The 16,190-nt window shown below is 63.7% G+C and carries 14 protein-coding genes; 12 read left to right on the forward strand and 2 right to left on the reverse strand.

Translation table 11 applies throughout. From position 1 onward, the window contains the following. Positions 1-169 precede the first annotated feature (169 nt). The 9 genes from tkt (at position 170) to HRQ64_RS15585 (ending at position 9,873) form a co-directional block, all read left to right on the forward strand. A complete protein-coding gene (gene tkt / locus HRQ64_RS15545; RefSeq protein WP_172124129.1) occupies positions 170-2,149 on the forward strand; it encodes a transketolase in 1,980 nt (659 codons plus the stop codon). A gap of 46 nt (positions 2,150-2,195) precedes the next feature. Further along, positions 2,196-3,203 (forward strand): type I glyceraldehyde-3-phosphate dehydrogenase, encoded by a 1,008-nt coding sequence (gene gap, locus HRQ64_RS15550; protein WP_172124131.1) that lies wholly within the window; start codon positions 2,196-2,198, stop codon positions 3,201-3,203. Positions 3,204-3,336: 133 nt separating this feature from the next. Then, on the forward strand, positions 3,337-3,873 hold the full coding sequence (locus HRQ64_RS15555; protein WP_172124133.1) for a putative glycolipid-binding domain-containing protein: 537 nt from the start codon (positions 3,337-3,339) through the stop codon (positions 3,871-3,873). 72 nt (positions 3,874-3,945) lie between these two features. Further along, positions 3,946-5,148 (forward strand): phosphoglycerate kinase, encoded by a 1,203-nt coding sequence (locus HRQ64_RS15560; RefSeq protein WP_172124135.1) that lies wholly within the window; start codon positions 3,946-3,948, stop codon positions 5,146-5,148. Between the two features lie 123 nt (positions 5,149-5,271). Continuing rightward, a complete protein-coding gene (locus HRQ64_RS15565; protein WP_127755286.1) occupies positions 5,272-6,297 on the forward strand; it encodes a class I fructose-bisphosphate aldolase in 1,026 nt (341 codons plus the stop codon). Positions 6,298-6,462: 165 nt separating this feature from the next. Then, positions 6,463-7,065, forward strand: a complete 603-nt coding sequence (locus HRQ64_RS15570) for a thiamine phosphate synthase (RefSeq protein ID WP_172124137.1) — start codon at positions 6,463-6,465, stop codon at positions 7,063-7,065. Continuing rightward, positions 7,062-8,393, forward strand: a complete 1,332-nt coding sequence (locus HRQ64_RS15575) for a tetratricopeptide repeat protein (RefSeq protein WP_172124139.1) — start codon at positions 7,062-7,064, stop codon at positions 8,391-8,393. The genes HRQ64_RS15570 and HRQ64_RS15575 overlap by 4 nt, the downstream gene beginning before the upstream one ends. A gap of 115 nt (positions 8,394-8,508) precedes the next feature. After that, entirely contained in the window at positions 8,509-9,075 is a 567-nt protein-coding gene (gene efp / locus HRQ64_RS15580; RefSeq protein ID WP_127753973.1) for an elongation factor P, read from the forward strand. A 3-nt stretch (positions 9,076-9,078) separates the two neighbouring features. Then, the gene (locus HRQ64_RS15585; protein WP_127753974.1) at positions 9,079-9,873 is read left to right on the forward strand and encodes an inositol monophosphatase family protein; all 795 of its coding nucleotides are present in this window, start codon (positions 9,079-9,081) and stop codon (positions 9,871-9,873) included. An 11-nt stretch (positions 9,874-9,884) separates the two neighbouring features. Here HRQ64_RS15585 and HRQ64_RS15590 read toward each other — a convergent pair whose 3' ends face one another. Together HRQ64_RS15590 and HRQ64_RS15595 are read right to left on the reverse strand one after the other, a co-directional pair. Continuing rightward, positions 9,885-10,949, reverse strand: coding sequence for a sensor histidine kinase (locus HRQ64_RS15590; RefSeq protein ID WP_172124141.1), 1,065 nt, complete (start codon positions 10,947-10,949; stop codon positions 9,885-9,887). Continuing rightward, on the reverse strand, positions 10,933-12,435 hold the full coding sequence (locus HRQ64_RS15595) for an ATPase domain-containing protein (protein WP_172124143.1): 1,503 nt from the start codon (positions 12,433-12,435) through the stop codon (positions 10,933-10,935). The genes HRQ64_RS15590 and HRQ64_RS15595 overlap by 17 nt, the downstream gene beginning before the upstream one ends. Positions 12,436-12,686: 251 nt before the next feature. Here HRQ64_RS15595 and HRQ64_RS15600 point away from each other — a divergent pair, with 251 nt between their 5' ends. The 3 genes from HRQ64_RS15600 (at position 12,687) to HRQ64_RS15610 (ending at position 16,173) form a co-directional block, all read left to right on the forward strand. Then, positions 12,687-13,991: a cation:proton antiporter gene (locus tag HRQ64_RS15600; protein ID WP_172124145.1), complete on the forward strand. Its 1,305-nt coding sequence runs from the start codon at positions 12,687-12,689 to the stop codon at positions 13,989-13,991. Between the two features lie 160 nt (positions 13,992-14,151). Beyond that, on the forward strand, positions 14,152-15,144 hold the full coding sequence (locus HRQ64_RS15605) for a flagellar motor protein MotA (protein WP_127753978.1): 993 nt from the start codon (positions 14,152-14,154) through the stop codon (positions 15,142-15,144). Between the two features lie 3 nt (positions 15,145-15,147). After that, positions 15,148-16,173 carry a peptidoglycan -binding protein gene (locus HRQ64_RS15610; protein WP_127753979.1) on the forward strand — a complete coding sequence of 342 codons (1,026 nt, stop codon included), beginning with the start codon at positions 15,148-15,150 and terminating at the stop codon, positions 16,171-16,173. Positions 16,174-16,190 lie beyond the last annotated feature (17 nt).

Raw genomic sequence — 16,190 nt, forward strand, 5'->3', positions numbered from 1 at the left:
CGATCATTCCAGCCCCTGCAGGGTGCCCCAGCGCCCTGTCTAATGCAACGGCCTTCCCACCCACGGCAATTGACAGGGTGGTCGAACCTGTTATGCCTCGAACCCGCCTCGGGACGCTGGCAAAAGCGGTCTTGCGTCCCGCCTTTTGTGCCACCGAAACGAGCGGACAATGACCAATACACCCCAGCAGAACGATCTGGCTAACGCCATCCGCTCCCTTTCAATGGATGCGGTGGAAAAAGCCAATTCCGGCCATCCCGGCCTGCCCATGGGCTGCGCGGATATTGCCACCGTGCTGTTCACCAAGATCATGAAGTTCGATCCCACCGATCACAAATGGCCTGATCGTGACCGTTTTGTGTTGTCGGCCGGCCACGGCTCCATGCTGCTCTACTCGGTGCTGTACCTGACCGGTTATCCGGACATGACCATCGAGGAAATCAAGAATTTCCGCCAGTTGGGCTCCAAGACCGCTGGCCACCCCGAATATCATTTCGCCCCAGGCATCGAAACCACCACTGGCCCGCTCGGCCAGGGCGTGGGCAATGCCGTCGGCATGGCCATCGCAGAGGCCAAGCTCGCTGCCGAGTTCGGCGAAAGCGTGATGAACCATTACACCTATGTACTTGCTGGTGACGGTTGTCTGATGGAAGGCATCTCCCAGGAAGCCATTACCCTCGCCGGTCACCTCAAGCTCAACAAGCTGGTGCTGATCTGGGACAACAACGGCATCACCATTGACGGCAAGGTTTCCAACGCGGACTCCACCGACCAGCTGGCCCGCTTCCAGGCCTCGGGCTGGAACACGGTGGCCGTTGATGGCCACGACCAGGACGCCATCGAAGCGGCGCTGCGCGACGCGCGCAACAGCGACAAGCCCACCATGATCGCGGCCAAGACCACGATCGGCTTTGGCGCGCCCAAAAAGGCGGGCTCGGAAAAGGTGCACGGCTCCCCGCTCGGGGCCGAAGAACTGGCCGGTGCCAAGGCCGCGCTGGGCATTGACTACCCCGCATTCGAAATTCCGGCTGCAACGCTCGACGCCTGGCGCGCGGCCGGCGCTCGCGGTGCCCAGGCCCGCGCCGCCTGGGCCGAGCAGTTCGCGGCTCTGCCTGCTGACCAGCGCTCGGAGTTGGACCGCCGCTTCCGTGGCGATCTGCCCGAGGGCTATGCCAAGGTCGTCAGCGACTACAAGCGCAAGCTCACCGAAGAAAAACCCAAGGTTGCAACCCGCAAGTCGAGCCAGATGGCGCTCGAAGTCATCAACGGCGTCGTTCCCGAAACTTTGGGCGGCTCGGCCGATCTCACCGGCTCCAACCTCACCAACACCACCCAGACTCTGCCCTTCACCGACACCGACCGCCTCGGCCGCTACATGCGCTATGGCATTCGCGAGCACGGCATGGCGGCGGCCATGAACGGCATTGCGCTGCATGGGGGCCTCATCCCTTATGGGGGCACCTTCCTCGTGTTCAGCGATTACGCCCGTCCATCCATTCGCCTGTCGGCGCTGATGACCCAGCGCGTCATTTATGTGATGACCCACGACTCCATCGGCCTGGGTGAAGACGGCCCCACCCACCAGCCCATCGAGCATCTCGCCGCCCTGCGTGCCATTCCGAACCTCCTCGTCTTCCGTCCGGCCGATGCCGTGGAAGCGCTGGAATGCTGGCAGCTCGCGGTGGAAACCAAGGACGCGCCGTCGCTCCTGGCCCTGTCGCGTCAAAATCTGCCCACGGTGCGCACCGAGTTCACCGAGGAAAACCGCTCCGCCAAGGGCGCCTATACCCTCGCTGGCGATGCCGACGCGCAGGCCGTGATCTTCGCCACCGGCTCGGAAGTCGAAATAGCGCTGGCCGGCAAGAAGCTGCTCGACAAGCAGGGCATTTCCGCTCGCGTCGTGTCCGTGCCCTGCATGGAGCTCTTTGCCGCCCAGGATGAAGCCTACCAGAACGAGATCATCGGCTCGGCCAAAGCCCGCGTCGCGGTGGAAGCGGGCATCAGCCTCTCCTGGGGCACCTTGCTTGGTCCTAAGGGCAAGTTCATCGGCCTGCATGCCTTTGGCGCTTCGGGCCCGATCGACAAACTCTACGAATACTTCGGCATCACGCCTCAAGGTATTGTTGAAGCGGTAACCGCGCAGCTGTAAGAGAACCCACCTCCCCTTTTCCCTTCCTCCTCAAGGAGTGCCTCCCATGGCAGTTCGCGTCGCCATCAATGGCTTTGGTCGTATTGGCCGCAACATCCTGCGCGCCATCATCGAGTCGGGCCGCACCGATATCGAAGTGGTCGCCATCAACGATCTGGGTCCGGTGGAAACCAATGCCCACCTCATCCGCTTCGACAGCGTACATGGCCGCTTTCCCGGCACCGTGACCGTGGCCGGTGACACCATCGATGTGGGCCGCGGCCCCGTCAAGGTGACCGCCGTCAAGAACCCGGCCGAACTGCCGCACCGCGAGATGAACATCGACATCGTGCTCGAATGCACGGGCATCTTCACCTCCAAAGAAAAGGCTTCGGCCCACCTGCAGGCCGGCGCCAAGAAGGTGCTTGTTTCCGCACCCGCCGAAGGCGCTGACCTGACCGTGGTTTACGGCATCAACCATCAGCAGCTGACCAAGGATCACGTGGTCGTTTCCAACGCCTCGTGCACCACCAACTGCCTCGCGCCGCTCGCCTATGTGCTGCACAAGGAATTCGGCATCGAAAAGGGGATGATGACCACCATCCACTCCTATACCGGTGACCAGCCGACCCTCGACACCATGCACAAGGATCTCTATCGCGGCCGCGCTGCGGCCCTGTCGCAGATCCCGACCTCGACCGGCGCCGCCAAGGCCATCGGCCTCGTCCTGCCAGAACTCAAGGGCAAGCTCGACGGCGTCTCGATCCGCGTACCGACCCCCAACGTGTCCTGCGTCGATTTCAAGTTCATCTCCTCGCGCAATGTCACGGCCCAGGAAGTCAACGACGCGATCAAGCGCTACGCCGATGGCGAGCTCAAGAACGTGCTGGGCTATACCGACCAGCCCAATGTGTCGATCGACTTCAACCACGACCCCCACTCCTCCACCATGGCGCTCGAGCAGACCAAGGTGATGGACGGCAATTTCGTCTCGGTCCTGTCCTGGTACGACAATGAATGGGGCTTCTCGAACCGCATGTGCGACACCACCGTCGCCCTCGCCAAGACCCTCTAACCTTCCGCCCCTTGGTCACTGATAGTTCAGTCGACACCCTCCCCCTAGCGGGGAGGGATCAAGGGGGGGGCGGCTAGCCCCAATATCTTCTGCTGGCTAGTATCGCCCGAGCGGCATGCAACAGGGGCTAGCGATGTTGAACAAGTCCATCCGCTGGCGCGGCCTCGACCCCGTCACCCTCGAGCACTGCCACATCATCCCCGCTAGCTCGGGCACCCGCATCCGGGGCACGGTGATCACCCCCGATTACGGCCTCTTCTACCGCCTCAAGCTCGATGAGGCCGGCCTCGTGCGCAGCATCCGCGTCGAACGCACCAATGGCGCGGTGCTGGAACTGTTCGCCAACGGTGCCGGCAGTTGGTCCGACGATCGCGCCGAACCCCTGGCCTCCCTCAATGGCTGCCTCGACATCGATCTCTGGCCCACCCCGCTCACCAATTCGCTCCCGATCTGGCGCAGCGCCTGGGTCGACAACCAGCCGCAGCGCTTTGCCATGGCCTGGATCGATGGCGACGACATGACCGTTCGGCGCGAAGAACAGCTCTACACCCGGCTCGACCCCACCCACTTCCGCTTCCAAAGCAACAATGGCAGCTTCGAACGCGTTCTTGAACTCGACGGCGAGGGTCTTGTGCTCAACTATCCCGGCCTCTTCGAACGAGCCGACTGAAGCCCCCACAAGGCGGCTTCCCCGTTTCCCCCGTCTCTGCTACGCCCCCAGCAACACAGATCCGGAGCCAGCATGACCGCCTCCTTCAAGACCCTTGATGACTTTGATCTCGCCGGCAAGCGCGTCCTGGTTCGCGCCGACCTCAACGTGCCCGTTGCTGACGGCAAGGTCACCGATGCCACCCGCATCGAGCGCCTGGTACCCACCATTCGCCGCATCACCGAGGCCGGTGGCAAGGCCATCCTGCTGTCCCACTTCGGCCGCCCCAAGGGCGTGGTGAACCACGACTATTCGCTCGAACAGGTCGTCCCCGCCATTGTGGAAGCCGTGGGCGTACCCGTTGGCTTCATCCTCACCGATTGGAACGACGTCTCCAACGCCCAGCGCGGCATCGATACCGGCCCCGATGGCGCCGTTTATGTGCTCGAAAACACCCGCTTCCACCCCGGCGAAGAAAAGAACGATCCCGAACTTGCCGCCCGCATGGCCAGCCTCGGTGACCTCTATGTCAACGACGCCTTCTCGGCCGCTCACCGCGCCCATGCCTCCACCGAAGCCATCGCCCACCTGCTGCCCGCCGCGGCTGGCCTTGCCATGCAGGCCGAGCTCGAAGCCCTGGAAGCAGGCCTCGGCAACCCCAAAAAGCCGGTTATTGCCCTGGTCGGCGGCGCCAAGGTCTCCTCCAAGATCGACCTCCTCGAAAACCTCGTCACGCGCGTCGATACCCTGGTGATCGGCGGCGGCATGGCCAACACCTTCCTTTTTGCCCAAGGCCACGACGTCGGCAAATCGCTCTGCGAAAAGGACCTCGCCGACACCGCCCGCCGCATCCTCGATGCCGCCCAATCCGCCGGCTGCACCATCATCCTGCCGGTCGATGGCGTCGTCGCCACCGAGTTCAAGGCCAATGCCGCCAACCAGACCGTCGCCGCCGACGCGGTCCCGGCCGATGCCATGATCCTCGATGTCGGCCCCCGCTCGGTCGAACAGATCAACGCTGCCATCAATGCCGCAAAGACCCTGGTGTGGAACGGCCCCCTTGGGGCTTTCGAGATGACGCCCTTTGATGCGGGCACCGTTGCCGTGGCCCAGCACGCCGCCGAGCGCACCCGCGGCAATGGCCTCGTTTCGGTTGCTGGCGGCGGCGACACCGTTGCGGCCCTCGCCCATGCCGGCGTCAAGGACAGCTTCACCTATGTTTCGACCGCCGGCGGCGCTTTCCTTGAATGGATGGAAGGCAAGCCCCTGCCCGGTGTCCAGGCACTCACCCGCTGAACCTCAGGAGGGGTCTATCAACTCGGACCCCTCCACCTTGGTTGCATAACCATTCGTCTAATCGACTTTCTAAGGCAGAAGTCTAACTTCCTCCTCAAAGAAACTGAGGGGACTGCCATGCCAATGTCGCTCAATGCCGTCGCGCAAAAATTGATGGAGCCGGGGAAAGGCATCCTTGCCGCCGACGAGTCCGAGCCCACCATCGCCAAGCGCTTTGCCAAGATCAACCTGCCCAACTCGCTCGATCTGCGCCGTGATTACCGCGAAATGCTCTTCCGCTCCGAAGAAGCCATGCGCAACTATATCTCGGGCGTGATCCTGACCGAGGAAACCCTCGAACAGCACGCCGCTGACGGCACCTCGTTCCGTGCCATCATGGCCGATGCCGATGTGATCCCCGGCATCAAGGTCGATCGCGGCGCCTTCCCCATGCCCGGCGACACCGGCGAAAAAATCACTGAAGGTCTCGATGGCCTGCGCCAGCGCCTTGAGCAATATGCCCGTCTCGGGGCCGGCTTTGCCAAGTGGCGTGCCGTCATCACCATCAATGACATTGCCCCCACCCGCAACAATATCCGCGCCAATGCCCATGCCCTGGCGCGCTACGCCATTCTCTGCCAGGAAGCCGGTATCGTGCCGGTGGTCGAGCCCGAAGTCGTCGGCGATGGCGAGCCCGGCAACCATTCGCTGGAGCGCAACGCTCAGGTCACCGGCGATGTGCTCGAGAACGTCTTCAAGGAACTGCGCCTCGCTGGCGTTGACCTTGGCGGCATGCTGCTCAAGCCAAATATGGTGCTCCCGGGCGTCAATTCGCGCGATCGGCCGACCGTGGATGATGTTGCCCGCCGCACCGTGGAAGTGCTGCGCGAGCATGTGCCAGCCGCGGTTCCCGGCATCGCCTTCCTTTCGGGCGGCCAAACCGACGAGGAAGCCACCTCCCACCTTTCTGCGATGAACAAGATCGGGGGCCTGCCCTGGCCGCTGACCTTCTCTTATGGCCGCGCGCTGCAAAACGTTGCCCTGCGCACCTGGGCCGGTCGCCGCGAGAATTTCCCCCAGGCTCAAGCCGCCTTTACCCATCGCGCCCGCATGAACTCGCTGGCCGCACTGGGCCAGTGGACCCACGAACAGGACCGCATCGCCGCCTAGGCGCCTCATCCTCCTTTTCGGCCGGCGACAGCGCTTTCGACCGCTGCCGCCGGCCTTTGCTTGCCGCCATTGCGCATGAGGCGCGTTTGCCCTTATGGGAGAGCGACCCTTTTGTCGCCCCAATGGCGCGCCACAACCCGGTGCGTCCCCTCGTTCCGGAATCCCATGGCTCCTCAGCTTTTGCTTCTCACGCCCGCCGCTGCCACGCCCGAATTGGCTCCAGCCGCACTGATGGGTGTGCTGAGCGCGGCGCCCGTCGCGGCGCTGCTTGTGCGTCGCGGCCAACGCAACGACGCCGATTATGCCACGCTGGCCAAGAACTTCATCAATATTGGCCAAGGCGCCGGCTGCGCCGTGCTGCTCGAAGATGACTGGGCCCTGGCCAAGCGCCTCGGTGCCGATGGCGTGCACATCACCGGCGACGAGGACGATGTTCGCGCCGCTCTCAAGGCCCTCAAGCCCGCCATGATCGTGGGTGCCGGCCCGGTATCCACCCGGCATGATGCCATGGTCCGGGGCGAACTCGATGTGGATTACCTCTGGTTCGGTGCCCTCGATGGTGAGCCCGACGCTGCTGCACCCGATCTGGCGCAATGGTGGGCCGAAACCTTCGAAATCCCTGCTGTGCTGCACGATCCCGCTGCGAGCGAAGGCCATGCCGATGCCCGCGGCGCCGAGTTCCTGGCTCTCGGCAACAGCATCTGGTCCGCCCCCTCTCCGGCTCAGGCACTGGCGCAATTTGCTCAAAGCTTGGGGGTGACCGCATGATCAGGGGCCTCCTGCTACTCGCCATAGCGCTCCTGCCCCTTTCGGCCGGCGCGCAGGAACTGCCGCCCCAACCCAGGCCACGCCCCGCGCCGCCTTCGAGCGAAGCTCCGGCGACCAGCCAACCCACAGCCCCGACCGAAGCGCCATTGCCTGGCGAGCCCGCGCCTGTGCCGGACGCCCCACCAGCCGATGAGCCGGCCGCGACCCCCGATATGCCACCCGGCGACAGCACCCAAGCGCCTTCCGCGCCAGATGCCGCGCCCCCGGAAACCGAAACCGCGCCCGACGCAAACGCCGGTCCCCGCCTGCCGGTGGACGAAGCCTTTGGCGCCTTTCAGCGCGGCTACTTCCTCACCGCCCTCGAATACGCGCTGCCGCGCGCCGAAAAAGGCGATGCCGCGGCTCAAACCTTGATTGCCGAGATCTTCGCCAAGGGCTTGGGCGTCGCCCAGAACGAGGAGCGTGCGGCTGGCTGGTACCGGCTTGCCTCCAACAATGGCGACATCCTCGCGACCTTCGAACTCGCACTGCTTTATCAGGACGGCGTTGGCGTCGAGCGCGACCGCAAGCGTGCCGCCGAGCTCTTCGCCAAGGCGGCTGAGGGCGGCTATATTCCCGCCAAATACAACATGGCGCTGCTGCATGTGGAAGGCATCTACGCCACCCCCAGCCTTGTCACAGCCGCAACCCTGATGAAGGAAGCCGCCGACGCCGAATTGCCTGAAGCCCGGTATGACTACGGCTCCATGTTGATCGAAGGAGCGGGCAGCCCACCCAATCCAGTCGAGGGTGCCCGCTATATCGCCCTTGCGGCCGAACAAGGCCTTGTCCCCGCCCAGATCGACTACGCCACCCTGCTTTATCTTGGCCAGGGCGTGGAAAAGAACGTCGAGGAAGCCGCGCGCTGGTATCGTACTGCCGCTGAAGCGGGCAATCCGGTAGCGCAGAACCGCTTTGCCAAGCTCCTGGCCGTTGGCGAGGGCATTGAGCTTAACCTTGAGGACGCGGCCATGTACCGCGCCCTCGCCCGACGCCAGGGCTTGAGCGATCCCTCCCTTGATCGTCTCCTGGTCTCGCTTTCACCCGAAGGGCTTGCTCGCGCCGAGGAGCGCGCCCGCTTCTGGCCGTCCACCCCCCCAGCTGCCCCAGCTCCTGCTGAGCCTGCCGGTGCCGAGCCGGCGCCCGAAACGCCGCCACCAGCCGACCCGCCCTCCTTGCCAGGCCCTCTCGACGAAGGCCAGGCCCCGGCCGCGGCGGCCCCCGCTTCGCCGATGCCCGGAGCCGCCCCGGTTACCGAGCAGGCTGCCCCTCCTCCGCAAAGCCCTTGAACCGCGTCCCGTTCTAAGGCAAAAAGCTGCCCACGCCCGACCCTCCCGTTCTTTGGCCAATCGCATAACCTGCGCTCGGCCCAAGCCGACAATTGCGCACCGAAAGCATCTGTTTATGGCCAAGATCAATGGCAACGAAGTCCGCCCCGGTTTCGTCATCAACCACCAGGACCGCCTCTGGGTCGCCGTCAAGGTAGACCACGTCAAGCCTGGCAAGGGCGGCGCCTATGCCCAGGTAGAGCTCAAGGCCATCCTTGGCGGCACCAAGCTCAACGAGCGTTTCCGCTCCGCTGAAACCGTCGAACAGGTCGAACTGGAATTTCGCGATTTCACCTATCTCTATGAGCAGGGTGACAACCTTGTTTTCATGGATCAGGACAGTTTCGAGCAGGTTGAGCTGCCCCGCGAATTCGTCGGGGAGCGCGCAGCCTTCCTACAGGACGGCATGAAAATCACGCTCGAAATGCACGAAGACACCCCCTTGGGCATCCGCTTCCCCGCCAATGTGGTGCTCGAAGTCACCGAGGCCGATCCGGTGCAAAAGGGCCAGACCGCGTCCAACCAGTTCAAGCCTGCTATCGTGTCCAATGGCCTGCGCGTCATGGTGCCGCCCTTTATTGCGGTGGGCGAACGCATCGTGGTGGATACCACCGAGGCCACCTATATGCGCCGGGCGGATTGATCCATGTCTCGTTCAGCTCTCCTCAATGTCATGGTTTCGGCCGCCATCAAGGCCGGCAAGTCGCTCACCAAGGATTTTGGCGAAGTCGAGTCGCTGCAGGTTTCCCGCAAGGGTCCCGCCGATTTCGTGTCCAAGGCCGATCTGCGCGCCGAACAGATCGTCTTTGATGAACTGCGCAAGGCCCGCCCGACCTATGCGTTCCTGATGGAAGAAGGCGGCGAAGTGGCCGGCACCGACGGCCAGCACCGCTGGATCGTCGATCCGCTCGATGGCACCACCAATTTCCTCCATTCCATCCCCCTCTTTGCCTGTGCCATCGCGCTTGAGCGGGGCGGCGAGATCGTTGCCTCGGTGATCTTCAATCCCGTGATGGACGAACTCTACACCGCCGAAAAGGGCGGCGGCGCCTGGCTCAACGATCGTCGGCGCCTGCGCGTGGCCTCACGCCGCCATCTGGCCGATGCGGTGGTGTCCACCGGCATCAAGACCCAGGGCACGGCCAATGATGCGCTGCAGCTGCGCCAGGTGGCCGCCATCAACCCCGCCATCGCCGGGCTTCGCCGGTCGGGCTCCATCTCGGTGGATATGGCTTGGCTGGCTTCAGGGCGCTTCGATGCGCTGTGGGAAGCCGGTCTGGCACCGTGGGACGTTGCGCCTGGCCTGCTGATGGTCAAGGAAGCTGGCGGCTTTGTTTCCGATTATGCCGGCAGCACCGGCTCGGTTGCCAACGGCCAGATCGTGGCAGGCAACGAAGCGCTCCAGCCCGCTCTGCTCAAGCAGTTGCAGGCTATCCGGTAAGGCGCTCCAATCTAGAGCGCCTCGGCGACGAAATCCGGCACCACCGAATAGGTCAGCCCCGCCATGGGGCCGACAAACCGAACATCCAGCCCGTCGGGCAGGTACGCGACGGTCACCTGCCCCAGGCCCGCCAGCGTCGTGCGGATCAGGCGCGAGCCAAACCCCTTGACCGCCGGCTCAGCCACGGGCGGGCCGCCCTGTTCGCGCCATTTCAGCATCAGATCCTCGTCGGGCGTGATCTCCCAACTCACCTTCACATGCCCCGTCCCCGACGAGAGCGCGCCATATTTGACAGCATTGGTCGCCAATTCATGGAACACCAAGGCAAACGACAGCGCCGCCTGCGGCGAGATCTCGAAGTCGGGTCCGTCCAGGGTGAAATGCGTGCCGTCCCCGTCATGCACGCTGACCGACGCCACAACGAGCTGGCGGAACATCGCGCTATGAAAGTCGGTGGTCAGCAACAGATCGTGCGCCCGCGCCAGCGCGGCGAAGCGTTCCACCAGCCGGTCCTTGACCGGCCCCATTTCAGGGAATGGCCGCATGGTCTGGGACACGATCGATTGCAGCACCGCGATGGTGTTCTTGACCCGGTGCGCCAGCTCGCGCGTCATCAGCCGCTGCCGCGCTGCACTCTGTTCGAGTTCGCGCAGATGATCGCGCGTCTGGAACTGTCGACGCCGCCCACCCAGTGCCCAGGCCACCGCGCTCAGCAGCGTCGCCGAGCCCATCGGCTTTTCCAGCATCATGACATTGCTCAGCTCGGGCGGCAGCAGGGCATGCGCCGCATTGGGCGACAACTCGGCATTGCGCCGCCCGATGATGAAGATGAACGGATAGGACGACCAACTCGGCTGATCTTCCAACGCCTTGACCAACACCGACCAGTCGCGCCCGACCATGGCATCTTCGGTCAGCACCACGGCGCCCGTATCGTCGCCCAGCGCCTCGGCCAGCTCGTTGAGCGAATGAACCACATTGGTCTCGAACTTGCGGGTCGCAAGGATCGAGCACACGCTTTGGGCATCACGTCCGAGCGGGGCCAGGACGTGGACCACCTCACTCCGGTTGTGCATCGGTGCGGCTCTCGATCAGCCGGCCTTCGGCGCCGATATATTCGGGCGTGCCCGTCATGACGCCCTTGAAGTCCGTCAGGCGTTCCCCAATCCGCACGCCATGGGAATCCACCGCCAATTCACGAATGGAGTCCTCGTGATAGCCCCCACGGTTCTTGATCACCGATACGGCCTTGCGCAACCGCCCTTCGGCTTCAAAGAACCGGAACAACAGCACCACATCAGCGATATAGGAGATGTTGAGCTGGCTGGTGCTCATCGTCCCCATGATCCCCGATTGCGGGTTGACCAGCAGCGTCAGCACGCCCTGTTGGCTGAGATAAGCCAGCAACTCATGCAGCTGCAGCAACAGCTGCTTTTCCTCGGGCATGGACACCAGATAACCGTTCATGCTGTCGATGATCAGCACCCTAACCTGGCGCTGCTCCACTTCCTGGCGCACGCGCCAGGCAAACTCACCCGGGGCAATTTCGGCCGGCTCGACCTGCTCGATCTTGAGCAGACCACTTTGGATATATTTGCCCGGATCGAGCCCCATGCTCCTGGCCCGCGCCATCAGCGTGCCGATCCGCTCGTCGAACTGGTACATGGTGACCGCCTCGCCCCGCGCGCAGGCCGCCATCGCGTACTGGATCGAGACGGTGGATTTGCCCGCCCCCGCGGGGCCGGTCAGCAGCGTACAAGTGCCGCGCAACGGCCCCCCGCCCAGCAAGGCGTCGAGCTCAGGCACCCCGCTTGGCACCGCCGTACCGGGAAATTCACTATGGTGATGGGAGGCGATGAGGCGCGGATACACTTTCATGCCCCCGCGCTGGATGGTGACATCGTGAAAGCCGCCGATGAAGTCGATGCCGCGCATCTTTTGCACTTCGATCCGCCGCCGCGCCGCGCCAAACTCGAGCGTATTGCGCTCAAGCGTAATCACCCCATGCGCCAACGAATGCAGATGCGCGTCGCGCACGCCATTCTCGCCGGTAAGGTCATCGACCAGGATCACGGTGATGTTCTTTCCCGCAAAATACTGTTTCAGCGCCAGCACCTGCCGGCGGTAGCGCAGCGAGTCCTGGCTCAGCAGCCGCAACTCCGACAGGCTGTCGAACACCACGCGCTTGGGCGACACTTCCTCGACCCGCTTGATCAGCAGCTCGACTGTCGCCGTCAGTTCCACTTCCCAGGGATGGATCAGCGTTTGCTCGCGCCCGCCGCCCAGCACATCGGCGGCCGAGGACAGCTCGAACAGGTCGATCTTGTCCAGCGTCCAACCGTGTGAATCCGCCACCGCTGCGATTTCCTCGCTGGTTTCGGACAAGGTGATGTAAAGGCATTTCTCGTTCTGGCGCACGCCCTCGAACAGGAACTGCAGGCCCATCGTGGTCTTGCCCGAACCCGGCGCCCCTTCCAGTAGATACAGCCGCCCAGGCGTCAGCCCACCCCGCAGAACGATATCAAGTCCAGCGGTGCCAGTCAGAATACGAGGGTCGGCCATTGGTGTTGTGTTCCACCGGGGATTTGCTGTCGGCTGCAGCCATTGCGCCGATCTTCTTACATATTCCCCCCAATTCCGTCGACGTGCTGCGCAAAATCCGCGGCAGTGAGGTGAACAAGGCACACAACCCTCTTGGCGGCTCCAAGGTTGCGCCCCTGCGCAACCGGTATATTTGCGCAAAGCCCCGCCAGCCTTGCGACTCAAGGGCACTATCATGCGTTGACGCCACGCCAGGACGGGAGCGATCAACCATGAATGACTGGGCCCCCGACCTTTACATCGTCGCCATGACTGGCGCTGGGCTCCTGATCGCCCTTGTGGCCTGGCTGCCGCTGGCGCTCCGCCGGATGCCCTTGTCGCTGCCGGTCGTGTGCCTGGCGATTGGCGCCGCGCTTGTCGGCTTGCTGCGGCTGCCCATCGATACCTCACCCATCGCCCACCCCTATATCACCGAGCGGCTTACCGAGTTCGTCGTGATCATCGCGCTGATGGGAGCCGGCCTCAAGATCGACCGCGTCTTTCGCTTCCGCGACTGGGCCATCACCTGGCGCCTGCTGCTGATCACCATGCCTCTCGGCATCCTCGCCATTGTTGGAGTCGGAACCGGCCTGCTGGGCCTGCACTGGATCCCGGCACTGCTGCTCGCGGCCGCGCTTGCGCCTACCGACCCGGTGCTGGCCGCCGATGTGCAGGTTGGGCCGCCCCACGAGGGCGGCGAGGACACCGTGCGCTTCGCGCTCACCTCCGAGGCCGGGCTCAACGATGGCTTTGCCTTTCCATTCGTGCATCTGGCCATTGCGCTTAGCATCGCCACCGCCACCGGCGAGCCCTGGCTCGTCAACTGGCTGACCTACAACGTGCTGTGGGAAATCGTCGCGGGCCTTGGCTGCGGCTGGCTCGTTGGCCACATCTTTGGCTGGCTGACCTTCAAGGTCCCTGGCGAACCGCTGGCCAAGACGGGCGATGGCCTCATTGCCATTGCCGCGACCTTTGTGTCCTATGGCGTGTCCGAGCTCATCCATTGCTACGGCTTTTTCGCCGTCTTCGTCACCGCCCTGACCCTGCGTAACGCCCACCGCAATCACGATTTCCAGCGCGACATGCACGACATCACCGAGCAGATCGAGCGCATTTCCATGATGGTGCTGCTGCTTTGCTTTGGCGGCGCCATCATGGGCGGCCTGCTCTCGCGCATCGGCTGGATCGAGATCGGTGCCGCTGTCGTCATCCTGTTTGTCGTGCGACCGCTCACCGGTCTTATTGGGCTCATCGGCTACAAGGCCACCGGTGGCGAAAAGCTCACCATCGCCTTCTTCGGCATTCGTGGCGTCGGCTCGATCTATTACATGGCCTATGGGCTCAATCACGGCCAGTTTGCTGGCGGCGAGCAGCTCTGGGCCATTGTCTCCCTCGTGGTCTTGCTCTCGATCATCTTGCATGGCCTGACCGTCACGCCCGTCATGCGCACGCTCGACCGCTTCCACGGCCGCGATCCGGACGCCGAAACAGCCACCCCGCCGCCGGGCCTGCAGGGCCCCGCCGACACTACGGCCTGAGCCAAGCCGCCCAGCTGGGTCCTCCGCGCGCAGAAAAGCCCGGCAAACCTGCTACACCGCCCCCATTGCAGCACTCGCAGGGTTGTCACACCCCTTGGCGCTCTTTACTGTCCACAGCAGATGATTTGTGGCGTGCACGGGTGAGGCGACGGAAACCGAGATGACGCAAGGATACGATCCCTACCATCTTTCCAGTCCCACCGTTTACCTGGTCAAGATCCTCATCTTCCTGGTGATCGTGGCGCTGGTCGGCGCCATTCTTTATTCCACCATCGTCGCATTTTTCTGGGCCAACCCGTTCATCAACTCGATGATCTTTTTCGCCCTGGCAGTCGGCATCTTCTTGTCCTTCCGGCAGGTAATCCGGCTGTTCCCCGAAGTGAAATGGGTCAACTCGCTGCAGGACGGCACGGTCACGACGGTGCGGCCGCCCATCCTGCTGGCCCCTGTTGCCGGCATTCTGCGCGAGCGCATCGGCGAGGCGATCATCACGCCCTCCTCCATGCGCTCCATCCTGGATTCAGTGGGCAACCGGCTCGATGAAGCCAAGGATACCTCGCGCTACCTTACGGGCCTCCTCGTCTTTCTGGGCCTGATGGGTACCTTCTATGGTTTGCTGGAAACGGTGACCTCGGTGGCGGGCGTCATCAATGCGCTTGATGTCACCTCAGGCGACAGCGCGTCCCTGTTCGGCAATCTCAAGGAAGGCCTGTCGGCCCCACTATCGGGCATGGGTACGGCGTTTTCCTCGTCCCTCTTTGGCCTTGCCGGCTCGCTCGTCCTGGGATTCCTGGATCTGCAGACCAGCCAGGCGCAGAATGCCTTTTATACCGATCTCGAGGACTGGATGACCTCGATGACCGAGCTTGATCATCCCGTCACGGCTATGCAGGCCAATGCGGGGGTCGGCGGCGCCGAGGTCCAGGCCATGATCGATCGGCTTGGCACCTCCATGCAAAGCCAGAACTCCTCGCAGAACGCCATTCGCGCCATGGCCGAACTCGCCCGCGGCATCGACAGCCTCGTCAAGCATATCCGCACCGAACAGGACGATCTGCGCCGCCACATCAACGAGCAGGGCGAAACCAACAAGAAGCTGCGCGAACTGATCGAAGCCGTCCTGTCGCAGGGCGACACCGAACGGCGGAACTAGCCAATGCCGGGAGCCCGCTCGCGCCGCCGGCAGGAAGCCAATTACTGGCCCGGCTTTGTGGACGCCCTGTCGAGCCTGTTGCTCGTCATCATTTTCATGCTGTCCCTGTTCATGCTGACCCAGTTCTTCCTGGGCACCGAACTGCAGGGCCGCGACACGGCGCTTGCCCGCCTCAACAGCCAGATCGCCGAACTCACCGATCTGCTGCAGTTGGAACGCGCCAACTCCGAGGATCTTGACGCCCAGATCGCCAATCTCACCGCCACTCTTTCGGGTGCCGAGGCCGAAAACCAGCAGCTTTCCGGCCAGCTGGCCGGCATCGGCAGCGGGATTGCCGGGCGCGACCAGACCATAGCCGGGCTGCAGACCGAATTGAGCGAGGCGCAGGAGCTATCCGACGAAGCCAACGCCCAGGTTGCCTTGCTGAACCAGCAACTCGCGGCCCTGCGCACCCAGATCGGCGCGCTCGAAACCGCGCTCGAGGCGTCGGAAACCCGTGACACCGAATCGCGCACCCAGATCGCCGATCTTGGCCGGCGCCTTAACGTTGCGCTGGCGCAGCGCGTTCAGGACCTGGCGCGCTACCGATCCGATTTCTTTGGCCGCCTGCGTGAAATTCTTGAAGGTCGCGCCGATGTGCGCGTGGTCGGCGACCGCTTCGTGTTCCAGTCTGAAGTGCTGTTTGATCCCGGCCAGGCCAATGTCCAAGCCGAAGGCACGCCCGACCTGGACGCCCTTGCCGATGCCATCCTGCAGCTCGAAACGGAAATCCCGCCCGACATCAACTGGGTGCTGCGCATCGATGGGCACACCGACCGGCGCCCGATCTCGAACCTGCAATTCCCCTCCAACTGGGAGCTCTCGGCGTCGCGCGCCATTTCTGTGGCCAAGTATCTCGTGACTCGCGGCGTCTCGCCCAACCGGCTCGTTGCCGCCGGCTTTGGCGAATTCACCCCGCTCGATCCCGGCGACACAGAAGAAGCCTATCGCCGTAACCGCCGCATCGAGTTCAAGCTCACCGAAGGCTAACCCAGCGCAAACCAAAG

The organism is Devosia sp. 919 (genome assembly GCF_013185965.1).
In the GTDB taxonomy this organism is placed as follows: domain Bacteria; phylum Pseudomonadota; class Alphaproteobacteria; order Rhizobiales; family Devosiaceae; genus Devosia.

What these genes read in the sequence shown, in the direction of transcription:
- tkt (WP_172124129.1), top strand. Translation starts at nt 170, where the DNA reads ATGACCAATACACCCCAGCAGAACGATCTGGCTAACGCCATCCGCTCC.
- gap (WP_172124131.1), top strand. Translation starts at nt 2,196, where the DNA reads ATGGCAGTTCGCGTCGCCATCAATGGCTTTGGTCGTATTGGCCGCAAC.
- HRQ64_RS15555 (WP_172124133.1), top strand. Translation starts at nt 3,337, where the DNA reads ATGTTGAACAAGTCCATCCGCTGGCGCGGCCTCGACCCCGTCACCCTC.
- HRQ64_RS15560 (WP_172124135.1), top strand. Translation starts at nt 3,946, where the DNA reads ATGACCGCCTCCTTCAAGACCCTTGATGACTTTGATCTCGCCGGCAAG.
- HRQ64_RS15565 (WP_127755286.1), top strand. Translation starts at nt 5,272, where the DNA reads ATGTCGCTCAATGCCGTCGCGCAAAAATTGATGGAGCCGGGGAAAGGC.
- HRQ64_RS15570 (WP_172124137.1), top strand. Translation starts at nt 6,463, where the DNA reads ATGGCTCCTCAGCTTTTGCTTCTCACGCCCGCCGCTGCCACGCCCGAA.
- HRQ64_RS15575 (WP_172124139.1), top strand. Translation starts at nt 7,062, where the DNA reads ATGATCAGGGGCCTCCTGCTACTCGCCATAGCGCTCCTGCCCCTTTCG.
- efp (WP_127753973.1), top strand. Translation starts at nt 8,509, where the DNA reads ATGGCCAAGATCAATGGCAACGAAGTCCGCCCCGGTTTCGTCATCAAC.
- HRQ64_RS15585 (WP_127753974.1), top strand. Translation starts at nt 9,079, where the DNA reads ATGTCTCGTTCAGCTCTCCTCAATGTCATGGTTTCGGCCGCCATCAAG.
- HRQ64_RS15590 (WP_172124141.1), bottom strand. Translation starts at nt 10,949, where the DNA reads ATGCACAACCGGAGTGAGGTGGTCCACGTCCTGGCCCCGCTCGGACGT.
- HRQ64_RS15595 (WP_172124143.1), bottom strand. Translation starts at nt 12,435, where the DNA reads ATGGCCGACCCTCGTATTCTGACTGGCACCGCTGGACTTGATATCGTT.
- HRQ64_RS15600 (WP_172124145.1), top strand. Translation starts at nt 12,687, where the DNA reads ATGAATGACTGGGCCCCCGACCTTTACATCGTCGCCATGACTGGCGCT.
- HRQ64_RS15605 (WP_127753978.1), top strand. Translation starts at nt 14,152, where the DNA reads ATGACGCAAGGATACGATCCCTACCATCTTTCCAGTCCCACCGTTTAC.
- HRQ64_RS15610 (WP_127753979.1), top strand. Translation starts at nt 15,148, where the DNA reads ATGCCGGGAGCCCGCTCGCGCCGCCGGCAGGAAGCCAATTACTGGCCC.